Origin of the sequence: Methylosinus sp., from assembly GCF_036560965.1 — a bacterium.
GTDB lineage: Bacteria > Pseudomonadota > Alphaproteobacteria > Rhizobiales > Beijerinckiaceae > Methylosinus.
Genome location: NZ_DATBQF010000008.1, coordinates 1 through 16275 on the forward strand (window position 1 = coordinate 1; position 16275 = coordinate 16275).

The 16275-nt window shown below is 66.5% G+C and carries 14 protein-coding genes; 6 read left to right on the forward strand and 8 right to left on the reverse strand.

Annotated elements, in window-relative coordinates; translation table 11 throughout:
• Positions 1-103: 103 nt before the first annotated feature.
• Positions 104-1129 (reverse strand): outer membrane protein, encoded by a 1026-nt coding sequence (locus VIF40_RS01525; protein ID WP_331935755.1) that lies wholly within the window; start codon positions 1127-1129, stop codon positions 104-106.
• A gap of 302 nt (positions 1130-1431) precedes the next feature.
• Here VIF40_RS01525 and VIF40_RS01530 point away from each other — a divergent pair, with 302 nt between their 5' ends.
• Positions 1432-2709, forward strand: coding sequence for a cystathionine gamma-synthase family protein (locus tag VIF40_RS01530; RefSeq protein ID WP_331935756.1), 1278 nt, complete (start codon positions 1432-1434; stop codon positions 2707-2709).
• Here the strand turns inward: VIF40_RS01530 and VIF40_RS01535 are convergent.
• Positions 2694-2966 carry a hypothetical protein gene (locus tag VIF40_RS01535; protein ID WP_331935757.1) on the reverse strand — a complete coding sequence of 91 codons (273 nt, stop codon included), beginning with the start codon at positions 2964-2966 and terminating at the stop codon, positions 2694-2696. The two genes, VIF40_RS01530 and VIF40_RS01535, sit on opposite strands and share 16 nt — an antisense overlap.
• A gap of 227 nt (positions 2967-3193) precedes the next feature.
• On the opposite strand from VIF40_RS01535, the gene VIF40_RS01540 reads away from it, so the two are divergent.
• The 3 genes from VIF40_RS01540 to VIF40_RS01550 are packed head-to-tail and all read left to right on the forward strand — an operon-like array spanning position 3194 to position 5426.
• Positions 3194-3535, forward strand: coding sequence for an antibiotic biosynthesis monooxygenase (locus VIF40_RS01540; protein WP_331935758.1), 342 nt, complete (start codon positions 3194-3196; stop codon positions 3533-3535).
• Positions 3532-4779 (forward strand): DUF2325 domain-containing protein, encoded by a 1248-nt coding sequence (locus VIF40_RS01545; protein WP_331935759.1) that lies wholly within the window; start codon positions 3532-3534, stop codon positions 4777-4779. The genes VIF40_RS01540 and VIF40_RS01545 overlap by 4 nt, the downstream gene beginning before the upstream one ends.
• Positions 4776-5426, forward strand: a complete 651-nt coding sequence (locus VIF40_RS01550) for a 4'-phosphopantetheinyl transferase family protein (RefSeq protein WP_331935760.1) — start codon at positions 4776-4778, stop codon at positions 5424-5426. Before VIF40_RS01545 ends, VIF40_RS01550 begins: the two co-directional genes overlap by 4 nt.
• Here VIF40_RS01550 and VIF40_RS01555 read toward each other — a convergent pair.
• The gene (locus VIF40_RS01555; RefSeq protein WP_331935761.1) at positions 5423-7453 is read right to left on the reverse strand and encodes a thioredoxin domain-containing protein; all 2031 of its coding nucleotides are present in this window, start codon (positions 7451-7453) and stop codon (positions 5423-5425) included. The genes VIF40_RS01550 and VIF40_RS01555 overlap by 4 nt on opposite strands.
• A gap of 137 nt (positions 7454-7590) precedes the next feature.
• Between VIF40_RS01555 and VIF40_RS01560 the strand changes: the two genes are divergently transcribed.
• Complete coding sequence (locus VIF40_RS01560; RefSeq protein ID WP_331935762.1) at positions 7591-9204, forward strand: flavin monoamine oxidase family protein; 1614 nt, start codon at positions 7591-7593, stop codon at positions 9202-9204.
• Here VIF40_RS01560 and VIF40_RS01565 read toward each other — a convergent pair.
• From VIF40_RS01565 to VIF40_RS01585, 5 genes are all read right to left on the reverse strand, one after another.
• On the reverse strand, positions 9180-9485 hold the full coding sequence (locus VIF40_RS01565) for a hypothetical protein (protein WP_331935763.1): 306 nt from the start codon (positions 9483-9485) through the stop codon (positions 9180-9182). The two genes, VIF40_RS01560 and VIF40_RS01565, sit on opposite strands and share 25 nt — an antisense overlap.
• Before the next feature lie 137 nt (positions 9486-9622).
• Positions 9623-10021 carry a PRC-barrel domain-containing protein gene (locus VIF40_RS01570; RefSeq protein WP_331935764.1) on the reverse strand — a complete coding sequence of 133 codons (399 nt, stop codon included), beginning with the start codon at positions 10019-10021 and terminating at the stop codon, positions 9623-9625.
• A gap of 93 nt (positions 10022-10114) precedes the next feature.
• The gene (locus VIF40_RS01575; protein ID WP_331935765.1) at positions 10115-12403 is read right to left on the reverse strand and encodes an amylo-alpha-1,6-glucosidase; all 2289 of its coding nucleotides are present in this window, start codon (positions 12401-12403) and stop codon (positions 10115-10117) included.
• The gene (locus tag VIF40_RS01580; RefSeq protein ID WP_414684737.1) at positions 12357-13535 is read right to left on the reverse strand and encodes a glycosyltransferase family 4 protein; all 1179 of its coding nucleotides are present in this window, start codon (positions 13533-13535) and stop codon (positions 12357-12359) included. Before VIF40_RS01580 ends, VIF40_RS01575 begins: the two co-directional genes overlap by 47 nt.
• A gap of 69 nt (positions 13536-13604) precedes the next feature.
• A complete protein-coding gene (locus VIF40_RS01585) occupies positions 13605-15206 on the reverse strand; it encodes a CHAD domain-containing protein (protein WP_331935767.1) in 1602 nt (533 codons plus the stop codon).
• A 208-nt stretch (positions 15207-15414) separates the two neighbouring features.
• Here VIF40_RS01585 and VIF40_RS01590 point away from each other — a divergent pair, with 208 nt between their 5' ends.
• Positions 15415-16269, forward strand: a complete 855-nt coding sequence (locus VIF40_RS01590; protein ID WP_331935768.1) for a nickel/cobalt efflux transporter — start codon at positions 15415-15417, stop codon at positions 16267-16269.
• Positions 16270-16275 lie beyond the last annotated feature (6 nt).

Below are 16275 nucleotides of genomic sequence, written 5' to 3' on the forward strand. Positions count from 1 at the left end.
TCGCATTCTCCTAGCGCGATCCGCGCCGAAATATCCACGCCCAAATGCGAAGAGCCCGGCCGTGGCGGCCGGGCTCTCGGGATTCCGCGATGAAGTGGTCGGATCAATATCTCGCGACGACCGGCACCACCGGCGCCGAGATGAAGTGATAGTTGATGCCGACGCGCGCGATGTGTCCGTCGAATTTCACGCGCGTGGTGCCTTGATTGATCGTCGTCAGCTGCGGCGAGGTGAAGCCCAGCACGGTGAGGCTCGGACCGACCGCGGTCAGCGGGCCGTTCAGATAGTGAACCGTTCCGAGATCATAATAGAGATATTCCGCCTTGAAGCTCAGGTTCGGAGCGAACAACCATTCGATGCCGCCGCCGACCGTCCAACCGATGCGCGATTCGTCGTAGCGAGCGGTGCCGCCGATCGATCCGTAGGGCACATTGAGCGCCGCGAGCTGCACGCCGCCCGCGCTCACGGAAAGATTGTTGTTGACGAAATAAGATTGGTTCGTCGTCGCGTGAGCGCCGCCATAGGCCAGACCGCCGGTGGCGTAGATCAGCAGCGACGGGCCCCAGATGTAGCCCAAGCGGCCGCGAACCGTGCCGAGCCAATCCGTGCGCGACGTGACGGTCGTCGTTCCCGCCGCGGAGCGATTGAAGGAGGCCGAGAGGATGCCGAGCGGGCCCGTCACGTTGAATGCATTCCACGAAGATCCGCCGACGAAACTATTGTCGCTGCGAATTCCGGCGCCCTGGAGATCGGCTTCGAGACCGACGAGGAAGCTGTTGCCGAATTGATAATTGTAGCCGACCTGGCCGCCGCCGATGAATCCGTTGCGCTGGCCGTAGCCGGTCCCGCTCGCCGCGAGGCCGGCCGAGCCGGCGCGAGGATCGATGACGAGCGGCGCGAGGAAGCCGGACGGGCCGAGCGAGTCGTAGACATTGGCGGTCGCGACTTCGACATTGTTCGAGGCGCCGAAGGAGTAGCCGGCGTTCAGACCGAGATAAAACCCGGTCCACATGGGCGGCGGCGGCAGTAGGGGCGCCAGCGGCGCCTTCAGAGCGGGGAGGTCCGCGGCCAGCGCCGCTCCAGCGGATAGAGCCAGTGCAATCGCGGTGGCTGAGAAAAACGTCTTCATCGAGGAATCCTTTTCAACAAAGTTTGTAACCGCATGTGGCCGCGCGCTGTCGCTGTCCGCTCGCCGTGGGGTAATGCGGCTATTGAAATGCTAAGTCCCGCTCCGAGATTCGGTCAACGACGGCGAGCCGCAATCGCGCGAAACATCGTCGAATTTCTGTGACTGTGACGCGCAAGCGACCTTAGTGGAAAAAGCTACGTATTCATTTGTGTGGATGAGCATGCGAGACGCGAGCGCGAGCGTGAAAATAGATTGAGAATCTAAAGTAATTCATGTGCGCGCCGATCAGAGGGAGAGTCGTCATGAGCAGCGAACGCTATCACAAGACAAGCATCGGCGAGCACCGTCTCCACGCCGAGACATTGATGCTCGGCTACGGCTACGATCCGGCTCTCTCCGAAGGATCGGTGAAGCCTCCGGTGTTTCTCACGTCCACATTCGCGTTTCGCACGGCGGAGGAAGGACGCGACTATTTCGACTACATGGCCGGCCGCAGCGCGCCCGAGCGCGGCGCCGAGCCGGGCCTCGTCTATTCGCGCTTCAATCATCCCAATCTCGAGATCCTCGAGGATCGTCTCGCCGTGCATGAGAATGCGGAAGCGGGGCTGGTTTTTTCGTCCGGCATGTCGGCGATCGTCACGACGATCCTCGCCTATGCGAAGCCGGGCGACGTCATTCTGCACAGCCGTCCGCTCTATGGCGGAACGGAAGTGCTGATCGGCCGCACGCTCGCGCCTTTCCAGCTGCGAAGCGTCGGCTTCGCCGATGGTCTCGACGAAAGCGTCGTGCGCGGCGCGGCCGAGCGCGCGATGGCGGCGGGCAATGTCGCGATCATCTTCGTGGAGACGCCGTCCAATCCGATGAACAGTCTCGTCGACATCGCCATGGTGGCGCGCATCGCGCAGGAGATCGGCGCGCGTCAGGGTCGCCGTCCGATCCTATGCTGCGACAACACATTGCTCGGCCCGGTGTTCCAATCGCCGCTCGAGCATGGCGCCGATCTGTCGCTCTACTCGCTCACCAAATATGTCGGCGGCCACAGCGATCTCATCGGCGGCGCGGTCATCGGCGCCCATGCGGCGCTCGCGCCGATCCGCGCCATGCGCAACGCCATCGGCACGCAGCTCGATCCGCATTCCTGCTGGATGCTGGCGCGCTCGCTGGAGACATTGTCGCTGCGCATGCGCCGCGCCGCGAGCAATGCGGCGATCGTCGCCGAATATCTCGCCGCCCATCCCAAGGTCGCGCGTGTGCATTATCCGCCACTGCTGCCGCAAGATCATCCGGCGCGCGCGCTCATGGGGCGCCAGTCGAGCGCCGCCGGCTCCACCTTCTCCTTCGATGTCGAGGGCGGCGAGAAGGAGGCTTTCGCCTTTCTGAACCGGCTGCAGATCTTCAAGCTCGCCGTCAGCCTCGGCGGCACGGAATCGCTGGTCTGCCATCCTGCGACCACTGTGCATTCGGGGCTGACGGAGGAGGCGCGGCGCGAGATCGGCATCACGTCGGCATTGGTGCGCATGTCGATCGGCATAGAGCATCCCGACGATCTCGTCGCCGATATCGCTCAGGCTTTTGCCTGAGCGACCGCGTCTTTCCGCTTTGCGGTCGACGCGCGCCAACTGTCCGCCGCATCGCGACGCATGACGCGCGCCGCGAAATCGGCGCAGCGTCGACGCAGGCATTCGTCTGGACATTCGGTCGAATAATGGTCGCTCGCTGCGGTCATGCAGAACTCCGCGAGCGCGCTCTCGCTCGCGCTCTCGCTCGCCGGCGCGGCGCGCGCCGCCCGCTCGAGCAGGGCGTCGATCTTGCGTTTCTCTCCTTCGATGTCGCACATTCGGCGGTCTCCTTCGGTTCCATCGACGCCGATGATGGCGGCGTTTCTGGCGATATCGTGGAGAGCCGGCTGGAAAGCTTGCAGAGTGGTGATTTTGGAAAAGAGCGATGATTTTGGAACTCTTGCAGCGTCCGGGGCCGAGGCGGGGCTTGATCGCGACGCGGCGCCGGGCGACGATGGCCCCAACCAAGGCCGCCGCGCGCGGCCGACGAACTAAGGAGCTCGACATGTTCATCGCGATGAATCGCTTCAAAGTGGTCAAGGGAGAGGAAAAGGCGTTCGAGCAGATCTGGGCGTCGCGCCGCACGCGTCTCGAGGAGATGGAGGGCTTTGTCTCCTTCCATCTCTTGCGCGGGCCCGAGCGCGAGGATCATACGCTCTACGCCTCGCACACGATGTGGGAGACCAAGGCGAGCTTCCTCGCCTGGACGACGTCGCAGCAGTTTCGCGATTCGCATAAGAACGCCGGCAAGAACAAGCCGCTCTATGTCGGTCATCCGGAATTCGAGGGATTCGACGCCGTGCTCGAGCAGACAAATGCGCGCGACGTCGCGGAGACGGCGCTATGAGCGAGCGGCGGCAGCTGGTCTCGCTGAGCGTGCTGAAATCCGCGATGGCGAGCGAGGGGTTCGAGCTCGCGCCCGCCGCGCGGCGGGAGGCGGGCGCGCGCCGCCGCATATGGGAGATCATCGGCGCGTCGCATTGCTCGATCATCGGCACCTGCCTGACGATCGCGGAATTGCGCAAGATCGCGCGGCGCACCGGATTTCTCGGAGACGAGGCGCGCTATGGCGATTATCAGATCCATGGCCTCTTCGTCGAGAAGATGCATGACGAGAATGTCGTCGCCCGCGCGGTGCAAAAGCATCTCGACACGAAATATGAGGGCGCGATCCGCAAGGCCAAGGCGCTGGGCGGCGATGATGCGCTTCTCGCCTATTGGGAGACCGCCGTCGACAATGGGTTCGTTCCCGGCGCCTATTGGGCGCTGATCGGCCATCCACGCCTCACGTCGAGCGTGGAGACGCGCATTTTCGGCGACATTCACATGATGTCGCACATCAGCGGCGCTGCGCATCGCGGCGATGCGCGCGAGGTCGTCGAGGCGCGACGCGAGAAGGCGGAGATCGCGCGGCGTCTCGCCAATGTCATCGGCGAGCGCAATGACGAGCTCGCGCGGCTGCGCGCCGAGATCGGCCGGATGAGCGTCGAGCTTCGCGAAGGGCGCGCGCTTTCCGCCGAATGCGAGAGCCTGCGCCGTGAAGTCGACGCCCTGCGCGCCGAGGAGAGAAGCGACGAGACGTTGCGCGAGCTGGCGGCGATTCGTCTCGCCCACGCCGATCTGCGCGAGGATCACGTGCGCCTCGAGCGCCGTCTCGAGCGCCTCACGGCGAAGGAGGCGCGCTCCGTCGCGGCGGAGCCGGCGCGGAGCGTGCCGCCGACGGTCGCGTCCGAGATCGCCGTCGAGGCCGAGCCGCGCGAGTGCGAGACGGATCTGTGCGGGCGTTGCATTCTCTATGTCGGCGGGCGGCCGCGCACGGTCTGCCGGCTGCAGCGTCTCGTCGAGCGCCGCAATGGCTCGCTGATTCATCATGACGGGGGCATGGAGGACAATCGCGCCATGCTCGGCGAGCTGGTGCGGCGCGCCGATGCGGTGTTCTTCCCTGTCGATTGCGTCAGTCATCGCGCGGTCGGCGCGGTGAAGAGCCTGTGCGAGAGCCATGGCATTCCCTATTGTCCGTTGCGCAGCGCGAGCGCATCGGCTTTCGAGCGGGCGATCGAGACGCTCGGCGCGCGCGAGGAGCAGGCTTGACGCGCTTATGGTCTCCGGCGGTCGGCGAAGGGCGGATCGAGGTCCTGCGGCTCGATTTCGATCTCGCCGCACCCTGGCCCGACGCCGATTGGAATGTGCTGAACACGGAGGAGCGCGAGCGCGCCTTGCGCTTCTTTCGGCATGAGGATCGGCTTCGCATGGTCTCGACGCGCGCCGCTCTGCGCCGCCTGCTCGGCGAGAGGATCGGCGCCGATCCGGCGACGCTGCGTTTTACGGCCGGGCGCTATGGCAGGCCGGAGCTCGCCGGCGGCGGCGTCTCCTTCAATGTCTCGCATTCCGGCGATTGCGCGCTCGTCGCCTTCTCGCGGCATTGGGCCGTCGGCGTCGACATAGAGCGCGTGGATGCGACCGCGGATGTCGCCGGCCTCGCCACGATCACGCTGACGCGAGAGGAGCGTGAAGGGATAGACGTCGCTGGATTTTTCGAGCGCTGGGTGGCCAAGGAGGCGGCGTTGAAGGCGCTCGGGCTCGGCATAACGGAGAAGCTTCAGGCTTTCTCCGTCTGGCCGGGGCAGGGCGAGCTCTATGAGCTGTGCCACGCCGAGACGGAATGGGGCGATCTTCGCGCGGCGCGGCTCGCGGCGCCGCCGGGCTATGCGGCGGCGCTCGCCTGGAAGACGCCTTAGCGCGGCGCTCGCAAAGCCTCCTGGAGGTCCGCAGGCGCGGTGATCGGCAGCGAGCAGGTCGCGCCGCGGCAGACATAGGCGGCGGCCTTTCCGTCGATCTGCGTTTTGCCGGCGGCGGGATGGTCGGGCGGCAATGTGGAGCCGGGCGCGACGACCGCGAGCGTGCGGCCGGGCAGGCTCGCGCCATGGACGACGCGCAGCAGCGCGGTGGTATCGTCCGTGTCGCGCGCGCCGATGACGACGATCTGCAATCCGTCGCGCAAGGTCTCGGCGCCGTTCAGCAGCGTCGAATAGCCGAGCAGCCCGCGCCGCACGACGCCGGCGAAGGCTGCGAGACTCGACTCGGCGCGCTCGCGATAGCGATTGTCGCCGGTCAGATGATAGAGCTGCGCCAGCGCTTGCGTCATCGTTCCATTGCCGGATGGCAGCGGCGCGTCCTCGGCGATCTTGGCGCGGCGGATCAGCGCCTCGGCGTCGTCGGCGGTGAAGAAATAGCCGCCGGCGCTCTGGTCGCGATAATGCGTCTCGACGATCTCGATCCAGTCACGACAGCGCTCGAGGAAGCGCGTCTCGCCCGTCGCCTCGTGGAGGACCAGCGCGGCGCGGGCGAGATCGGCGTAATCGTCGAGCACCGCCATATGCTTGGCGCGTCCGGCGCCATAGGAATGCAGCAGCCGGCCCTCGGCGGTCGTCATCCGCGCTGCGATGAAGTCGAAGGCCGCCGCCGCCGCCTCGAGCCAGTCGCGCCGCTCGAAGACTTGCGCGGCAGTCGCGATCGCCGCGATCATCAGCCCGTTCCAATCGACGAGCGCCTTGTCGTCGCGGCCGGGCCGCACGCGCGCCGCGCGCGCCGCCAATAATTTTGCGCGATCCTCCGCGAGCGCCGCCTCGTCTTGCGCGGACAGCAGCGCCATGTCGCGCAGGCGATTGGGAATCGCCTTGCCCTCCCAATTGCCGCCTTTTTCTATGTCATAGACGGCGCGGAAGGCCGCTGCGCGCGGACCGAGGACGGCGTCGACCTCCGCCGCGCTCCACACATAGAACTTGCCTTCCTCATGCTCGCTGTCGGCGTCGAGGCTGCTGGCGAAAACGCCCTCGGGCAGGCGCATCTCGCGCAACGCCCATTCGATCGTCTCCTCGATGCGCGCGGCGTAGAGCGGCTTGCGCTCCTCTTGCCAGACCAGCGTCAGCAGATCGACGAGCTGGGCGTTGTCGTAGAGCATTTTCTCGAAATGCGGCGCGAGCCAGCGCTCATCGGTCGAATAGCGCGCGAATCCGCCGCCGAGATGATCATAGATGCCGCCCTGGCAGATATGGTCGAGCGTGGTCAGCGCCGCGTCGCGGAAGGAGGCGCGGCCCGTGCGCTTCCACGCCCGCCACAGGAATTCGAGGCTCGCCGCCTGCGGGAATTTCGGCGCGCCGCCGACGCCGCCGTGCACGCGGTCGATGTAGCCGTCGAGCTTCTCGGCGATGGTCTCGACGAGATCGGGCGATATGGGCTCGGCCGGCGCGGTCTCGGCGAGACGGTTCAGCCCGTCGCCGATCGCCGCGACATTGCGCGTGACGACGTCGGGCTTCTCGCGCCAGAGCTCGGAGACGGCTTTCAGAATATCGGCGAAGCCGGGCATTCCGTGGCGCGGCTCGGGCGGGAAATAGGTGCCGCCCCAAAAGGGCTCGCCGTCCGGCGTGAGGAACATGGTCAGCGGCCAGCCGCCGCGCCGCCCGGTGAGCTGCAGCGCCTGCTGATAGAGATGGTCTATGTCCGGCCGCTCCTCGCGATCGACCTTCACATTGACGAAATTCTCGTTCATCAGCGCGGCGATCGCCTCGCTCTCGAAGCTCTCGGCCGCCATCACATGGCACCAGTGGCAGGCGGCGTAGCCGCTGGAGAGCAGGATCGGCTTGCCGCTCTCCTTGGCGAGCGCCAGCGTCTCCGCCGACCAGGCCCGCCAATGCACGGGATTGTCCTTGTGCTGGAGGAGATAGGGGCTCGTCTCCTCGCCGAGGCGGTTGCGGTCGTTGGTCACTGTCGTCTCTCCCTCGGAGGCCGCGCCGACTGTGCACGCCCGGCGCCAGCCCGGAAAGGGCGCAAATGCGACAAAATCCGCGGCACGCCCTTTGCGTCGCTTTCCAGCAAAAGGCCAGACGGCTCAGGAGCTGAACGATGCTGGACGTTGTGATTGTCGGAGGCGGGGCCTCTGGCTTGGCGCTGGCGCGCGGACTTGCCGCTGCGGGTGTGAGCTTTGCGCTTTATGAGGCGCGTCCGCGGCTCGGCGGCCGCGTGTTGTCGGTCGAGGACAAAGCCTCGGGAATGCGCGTGGATCTCGGGCCGACGTGGTTCTGGCCGGACACGCAGCCGACGATTACCGCTCTGGTGAAGGAGCTCGGCCTCGCGGATTTCCCGCAATATGATCCGGGCACCGCTCTGCTGCTCGCGTTCGGCGACAAGAAGCCAGAAACGCGCATGACGCCCAATCTCCATTCCGGCGCGCGCCGGCTCGAGGGCGGCATGGCCTCGCTGATAGAGGCGCTGGCCGCCACGATTCCGGCGGAGGCGATCCATCTCTCCGCGGTGCTGCGCTCGGTCGCCGACCGCGGCGATCATGTGGAGCTCACCTTCGAGACGGACGGCAAAACCGAGACCGTGACCGCGAAGCGCGCCGTGCTCACCGTGCCGCCGCGTCTGCTCGCGGAGCATCTCGCCTTCGAGCCGGAGCTCGACGCGATGAGCCGCAACGCCATGCGCAGCGCGCCGACCTGGATGGCGGCGCAGGCCAAATGCGTGGTCGGCTTTTCCGGCGCGCCCGCCTGGCGCACGGAAGGCCATTCCGGCAATGCTTTCGCCACACATGAGCAGGCCGTGCTCGGCGAGATTTTCGACGCTTGCGACGCCAAGGGCGAGCATGCGGCGATCGGCGGCTTCTTCGCGCTCTCCGCCGAGCTGCGGGAAGCCTTCAGCGGCGGCATGTTCATGCTGCTCGAAAGTCAGCTCGTCCAATTGTTCGGCAGACCGCTCGAGGACGGCGAGCAGCATTTGCAGGATTGGGCTTGCGAGCCCTTCACCTGCTCGACGATCGATCTGACGCCGCCTTCCGAGCATCCCGATTATGGCGATCCGCTGCTGCGTCAGGCCTTCTGGGAGGGCAAGCTCTATCTCGGCGGCACAGAGACAGCGCGCGAGGGCGGCGGCTATCTCGAGGGCGCGCTGGTCGCAGCGGAGCGCATCCGGCTGCGTCTTCTCGATCAGAAGGAGACGGCGATCATGATTTCCGGCGTGAGCGAAGGCGCCACGGGCGAGGCGCTGAACGAAGCGAGCATGGCGCGTTTCCGCGAATGGGTGAACGCCAAGCGCGCGCCGACCTTCGCCAGCTATCGGCAGCGGCTGAATTTCGGCCTCTCCAACGGCCAGCGCGAGCAGATCACCCAGCGGGCCATGCTCGGCGCGATGGAGGCGGTTCTGAAAGAATCGATCGCCGTGCTCGAGGGTCTGCCCTTCGATCACTCGGTCGTCTCGGTGGACAAGGGCCGTTCCGATCTGACGCCGCTGGCGCAAAAGGCGTTCGACGGCTTCATCCAGGAGCTTCTGGACGGCGTCATCGACTATAACCGCACCTCCTGCGCGCTCTCCAATTTCCCGGAGGAGCACAAGCCGTCCAAGGACTATCTCAACGTCACGCTGCTCGACATAGCGGCGGCGTGGAAGGAGTTCTCGCTCGACGCCAATCAGATCCTGCTCGACAAGCGGCTCGCCGATCAGCAGGCGACGCGCAGTCTCTGATAGCCGAGAAAAGCGCCCCAGCCGTCGAAGATCGGGGCGTTCACGAGGCAGCCGTTGCGGGCGTAGACGTAAGGATAGGGCGCCGGATAGCGGTAGAAATAGGAATAGGGCGCGGCGGTGAGGACGCCCGGCGTGAGCACGGGCGCCGCCACTGGCGCGAGCCAGTCCGGTACGAAGAAGCCGTCGGCCTGCGCCGAAGCAGGGGCCGAAAGCGCGCAGAGCAGCGCGGCCGCGACGCCGAACGTCGCGAAAGGCCGCGACGCGAGGGGCTGAATAATCACCCGAAAATCTCCAGTCACCTGCAAATCTCCATTCGAAAAAACGAGTCGAGAAAAAGCAAAGCGCGAATCGATCGTGTGAAATTTCTATCGCATAGCGGAGAAGCCTGTCGATCCGCGCGATAGCCGCAGCGAAGGGCTCAGCCGCGCGGGCGCGGCTGCTGCTCGCTCCGTTGTGGCTGCTCGTCCCAATAGGGGCGCGCGTGATAATGCTCGTGGACGCGCTTTTCCCAATCGCGATCGCCCCAGCTGTCGTCGCTGAATTCCGGCGCATCCTGGAGCTGCTGCTCGATGATGTCGGCGACATAGCCTTCGCGCTCATTGTCATAGGCGAGCGAGTTCCACGGCAGCGGATAATGGCTGTGGCCGAGGCCCAGGAATCCGCCGAAGCTCATCACAGCGTAGCGCACGCGGCCCGAGATCTTGTCGATCATCAGATGATCGATCTCGCCGAGCTCATTGCCGAGCCGATCGAAAACAGTCGTGCCTTCGACGTCCTCGCTGGAAACGAGATTGAAGTCCGGATTGGCGCTCGCCATTGGCTCTTCCTCCTATGCGTCCCGAAGCAACGCCGCGTCCGGCGAAAGGTTCCGCCATGGCGCGGCCATCGCCGTGGGGACCAGCGGGGGGGCTCAGCCTTTCGCCGTGAGCGGGTGCTCGCGCGCATCGGGATCGAAGACCAGCGACACCTGGACGTCGCCGATCGTGCGCAGCACATGCAGCGAGATCGCCGAGCGCGCGTCCTGCCGCAGCGCTATGTCGACGCGCGCCGCGCCGAGCGAGAGATTGCGAATGACGATCTCGCCGGCGGACACGGGGACGATCGGATTGACGAGGCGGACCTGCCGCGCCTTGTGGTCGAATTCGAGGCCGAGCATCGTCTGGATGAACAAAAAGGGCGCGCTCGCCGCCCAGGCCTGCGGCGAGCAGGCGGCGGGATAGAGCGTCGGGCCGCGTCCGTGACGGCGCCGAAAGCCGCAATAGAGCTCGGGAATGCGGCGCGCCTCCATATAGCCGGCGGCGCGCATCAGCGATTCGAATATGGCGGCCACGGCGTCCTTGAAGCCGTAGCGGCCGAAACCATGCGCGATGAGCGCATTGTCATGCGGCCATATCGAGCCGTTGTGATAGGACATCGGATTGTAGCGGCTTTCGCCGCGCGCCACAGTGCGCAGGCCCCAGCCGGAAAAAAACCGCGACTCGAGCAGGCCGTCGGCGACGCGCTGCGCGCGATCGGGCTGCGCTATGCCCGAATAGAGCGCATGTCCCGCATTGCTCGTGCGCACTTTGCATTGCTTCTTGTCGCCGTCGAGCGCCAGCGCATAGCTTCCGATCTCCTCGCACCAGAACGCCGCCTCGAAACGCTCGCGCAGCGTTTCGGCGGCGCGCGCGAGCTCGGCCGCGCGATCATGCAGGCCGAGCTCGCGCGCGCAATGGGCGGCGAGACGGCGCGCGGCATAGACATAGGCCTGCGCCTCGACGAGCGCGATCGGCCCTTCCGCGAGACGCCCGTCGGCGTGGAACACGGAATCATGCGAATCCTTCCAGCCCTGATTGCGCAGGCCCTGGTCGGTGTGGCGCGCATATTCCACGAATCCATCGCCGTCCGGATCGCCGGGCCCGTCGATCCAGGCGAGCGCGCGCTCGATCGCCGGCCAGAGCTTGGAGACGAGTCCGTAATCCCCCGTGCGGCGCGCGTAATAGCCGGCGAGAACGACGAAGAGAGGCGTCGCGTCGACCGATCCGTAATAGAGGCCGAAGGGCACTTCGCCGAGCGCCGCCATCTCGCCGTCGCGCATCTCGTGCAAAATCTTGCCGGGCTCGGCGTCCGAGCGCGCGTCGAAGCCGACCGCCTGATGGGCGGCGAGCCGCTCGAGCACGCCGACGGCGATAGACGGATCGAACCACAGCATCTGCAGCGCGGTGATGATTCCGTCGCGTCCGAATGTGGTCGAATACCAGGGAATGCCGGCGTAAGGGTAGGGGCCTTCCGGCGTGCTGGTGAGCAGCATGCGCACATCGGCGGTCGAGCGCCAGAGAATTTGATTGAGCGTCGGATCGGCGGTTTCGACGCGCGCGCTCTGGCCGGCGGCGGCCTTTAGCTCGCGGTGCAGGCCGGTGAGGCCGTTGAAGAAGGATTGCGTCGACTTGGGCAGGCGTCCGCGGCTGGCCGCGGTGAGGAAGATCGTCTGCGCCTGACGCGGCGCGAGCCGCAGCGAATAGGTCGCGACGCTGTCGAGGAGCAATGACGGATCGGGCTCGAAGGAGAGCGCCGTCTCGCGCAGCGCGCCGTCGAGGCCGCGATAATAGAGCGCGACAGCGCCAGCGGCGAGACGCTGCGTCCAGGCGCGTCCGCGCTTGGCGCGCCGCACGCCGCGCACCTCGAAAATATCGGCGAAATCATTGCCGAAGCCGATCGACAGATCGAGCTGGAGCGGCTCGGCGCTCTGATTGGAGATTTCCAGCCGCTCGCGCAGCGAGCCGTCCTTGAGATACAGCGTGCGCGAGACATAGACCGAGTCTTTGAGCAGAGCGATCGTCTCGTCGCGAAAAATATCGGGATTGGTGAGATCGACGTAGAAGCTCAGATTGTCGTCGCGTATCGCCGAGTCGAGCAGCAGCGGCTGCGCGCCTTCGATGAGCAGCTCGAGATGCGACAGATAGCGCGTGTCGTGATCGAAGAGCCCGTCCGGCCCGCCCGCCGTCGCGCCTATGTCGCCATGGCTGTCGAAGACGGCGAATGTGTCATTGTGCTTGAGCGTTCGCCGCGGCCGCGACGGCGGCCCCGTGGCCGGAATATAGAATTGCAGCTCATGCGCCTGCGGCGCGTCGGCGCCGGCGTCGGGCGGCGCGCGGCGCGTCTCGTCGCTCGAGCTAAAGCGAGGGATATGAGTTGTCCGGTTCGATCTGTTCCTCGACATGCGCGTTGAAATAGGTCGGCGGCAGCACAATGGGATGCGCGCGCAGCTCGGCGGGCGCCGGCGCGCGCAGCAGCCGGCGGTAGATCGCGACATAGTCCTTCGCCATGCGCGCGGCGGAAAAGCGCGTCTCGAAGCGCCGCCGGACCTGGCCACGGTCGAGCGCGAGAACGTCGCCCATGCGCGCGATCGCCTCCTCGACGCTGTCGACGAGATAGCCGGTGACGCCCTCCTCGACGATCTCCGGCGCGGAGCCGCGACGAAAGGCGAGCACGGGCGTGCCGCAGGCCATGGCCTCGATCATCACGAGGCCGAAGGGCTCGGGCCATTCGATCGGAAACAGCAGCGCGCGCGCCTCGCCGAGAAAGCCGCTCTTGCGGCGATCGTCGATCTCGCCGACGAATTCGACGCCGGGGAGCGTGAGCAGAGGCTCGATCGTCTGGTGAAAATAGGCTTGGTCCGGCAGGTCGACCTTGGCCGCGATCTCGAGCTTCATGCCGACGGCGCGGGCGATGGCGATCGCGTGATCGAGGCCCTTCTCCGGCGAGACGCGACCGAGAAAGGCGAGATAGTCGCCGCTCGGATGAAGCGTCGGCGCGAACAGATCGTGCGGCAGGCCGTTCGGCACGGTCCCGACGAAATTGGCGTGTGGAACCGCGATGCGTTGCGAATCCGAGATCGAGACCAGCGGCATTTCGGGAAAGCCGGCGTAGAAACGCTCGACATCCGGCAGATCCTGGCGTCCGTGCAGCGTCGTCAGCGTATGCGCCGCAATGTCGCGAAACAGCGGGAAATGAAGCTGGTCGATGTGGAAATGCAAAATGTCGAACTGCGACGCCATGCGCCGCGCGCGATCCATCATCAGCAGATAATGCGGCGTCGGGTCCGGAGCGCCCTTCTGGCGCAGCGGCAGATCGCTGCAGCACACGAGCCGCGCCGAGGTGACCGAGCCGCCGCTCGCAAAGAGCGTGACCTCGTGTCCGTGTGCGACCAGCTCTTCGGTGAGATAAGAGACGATGCGCTCCGTTCCGCCATAGAGACGCGGCGGAACGCTTTCGATCAGCGGCGCGATCTGCGCGATTTTGAGCGGCGGCGACCGCGTCCATTCGATCGGGTCGCGCCGCTGTGGCGGCATGGTGTTCATTTGGCGAGTCAACGCTCTGCGAGCGTCATGGTTCCTCGCGCGCCGCTGTCGGGATCGCTGTCAGCGCCAGAAGGTCTCGAGCGTCTTCAACGACCTCTCGGTCTTCTTCCAATCGACGGCGGCGCCCGCGCGCGCATGGGCGCACCAGCCGATGGCGAAGGCGCTCGCCGGCGCAAGGTCCGCGTCGGCTTCGCCGAGCCCGCGCAGCAGCTCGGCCGCGACGGTCAGATCGTTGACGGCGCCGAGCTTGTCCTGCAGCGCGGCGGTCCGCCGCAGATAGCGGCGCGCCTTCGCATGAGCGCCGAACAGAGATTCGAAGAATTCCGCCGCATATCGCGCCTTCTTGAAGGCGATGCGGGCCTGGTGTCGTTGATCGGGCGTGAGCGCGGCGAGGTCGCGGCTCTTCTTGAGCGCGCGGCGATGCAGGCGATCGAGCGAACGCATGGCGAAGCTCTTCGCCGTTCCGGGCGCGCTCGGGTCGAAGGCGGAGCGCTGCTGCGTTGCGTCGCCGGACGGCGGGCGCCAAGCCTTGGCGGCCAGAGCGGCGCGCAGATCGATGACGAATTGCGTCGTCGCCGGCGCCGCGACGAGCGCCGCGACCGCGGCATGCGCTTCGATGCGCCGCCGCTCCGCCGCGTCGAGCAGCGCATAGAAGCGCGGCTCGCCATTGGCCTGGGCGAGCGGGCCGGCGACCAGCAAATCGACGAGCACGTCGAGATTGCGCGCCGCGCCGAGCGTCGCCGAAATGTCGCGCGCGCCGACGGCCGCTGCTTCCAGCGCCTCGCTCACGACGCCGCGGCGCAGCATGCCGACGCCGGCGCGCAAGCGTCGCAGCGCCACGCGCATCTGGTGAATGGCCTCCTCGGGCGCGTGAGATTGCAACGCCGGCCAATTGGCCACGAATTGATCGAGGCAGGCCGACAGCGCCGTGACGATCGCCTCGTCGAGCGACGCATCGGCGGCGAGCGTGGGCCGGCGCGCCTTCACCGGCGCGACGCCGGCGCCGGTCGCGCGGGCGAGCGCCAGCTCGACCTCGCTCATCGGCAGAAAACGCGCCTTCGCGCGTGGCGCGAGCTCGGCGGCGACAGTCCAGAACTCTTCTTCCGCGCCCTCGAGAAGCTGTAGCTCGATCTCGTGAAAATCGGAGCGCCGCCCGCCGCATTCGACGAAGCCGTCGTCGAAGCAGACGGCGATGCGCGTATGGGCGCGCTCGAGCACGCGCTCCCGCCGCTCGGTCTCGGCGACGCTGCGCGCCTCCAATGGGCGATTGGCGATCGATCGGCGCAAGGGCTCGGAAAAGCCGAGCATCTTGCCGACCTCGAGCGACGGCACGCGCAATTCGATCGAGCCGCGCGCGCCGCCCGGCGTCGCGGCCCGGGCCCAGCTCAGCTCGACGAAAGCGGCGCCGTGCATCTCATAGCCGCGCAGCAGAATGTTCTGCTTGCCGAGATCGTCGACGGCGGTGTCGAAGACGATCGAGCGAATGCGCCGCGTCGGCCGCGAGACGGCGCCGATGGTCAGGCTCTCGCTGCGCGCGGCGGCGTTCATGCCGGCGCGATCCGTTCCGAAGCGGACGCGCGGGCCTTCGCCGCTCCGCTTGCCGCGGATGGCGCGCCGGGTCGCCTCCTGGGCGGATGCGCTCGACGCGAGAAGGCGATCCATGACGATGAAACCGTGAGGTTTTCGAGCTCGATGTGGCAAGTTTCGGCTCTCCGGGCGAGCCGGTCAAGGGGAGGCCTCCCGTTTAGATGTCGCGAGACCGGCGATTCTCTATTCATCCTTACCGCGGCAAAACGGCCGTCGCCGCCGCGAGGGTCTTAACGCATGGGCGGAAAGTCAGTATATGCCTACGGCGGAGAATTGAGGGCGTATGGCGAATCTCGCGGATATGTTTCGGGACGGCGCGGCCAACGCCTGGTTGTTCGCGCCGACCGCGGTCGCGCTGGGCGCGCTGCACGGCCTCGAGCCCGGTCATTCCAAGACGATGATGGCGGCTTTCATCGTCGCTGTGCGCGGCACGGTCGGCCAGGCGGTTCTGCTCGGCCTCTCGGCGACGCTTTCGCATACGGCGATCGTCTGGCTCGTGGCGCTCGCCGGGCTCTACTTCGGCTCGCATTGGAACGCCGAGGCGAATGAGCCCTATCTCGAGATCGCCTCGGGCGCGATGATCCTCTCCGTCGCCGCCTGGATGACATGGCGCATCTGGCGCGACAGTCGGTCGCGCAAGCACGATCACGCGCATCACCATTCTCATGCCCACGACCACGACCATGACCATGACCACGCGCATCATCATGCGCATGGCGAGGCCGCATCGGCCAATTCCGCGCTCCTGCTCGACGAGGAGACGATGGATGCGCATGAACGCGCCCATGCCGCGGATATAAAGCGGCGCTTCTCCTCCCGCCATGTGACGACGGGACAGATCATTCTGTTCGGTCTGACCGGCGGGCTCGTTCCTTGTCCGGCGTCGATCACCGTGCTGCTGCTCTGTCTGCAGCTCGGCAAGCTGACGCTCGGCGCGGCGCTGGTTCTATGCTTCAGCGTCGGCCTCGCGCTCACGATGGTCGCCGTGGGCGTCGCCGCCGCGGTGGGCGTGCGCCATGCCTCCGACCGCTGGTCCGGCTTCGGTGAGATCGCCGCCAAGGCGCCGTATTTCTCCAGCGCGCTGATCTCTCTCGTCGGGCTCTACACGCTCTATTCGGGCTTTTCGGCGCTCGCCTGAGCGGCG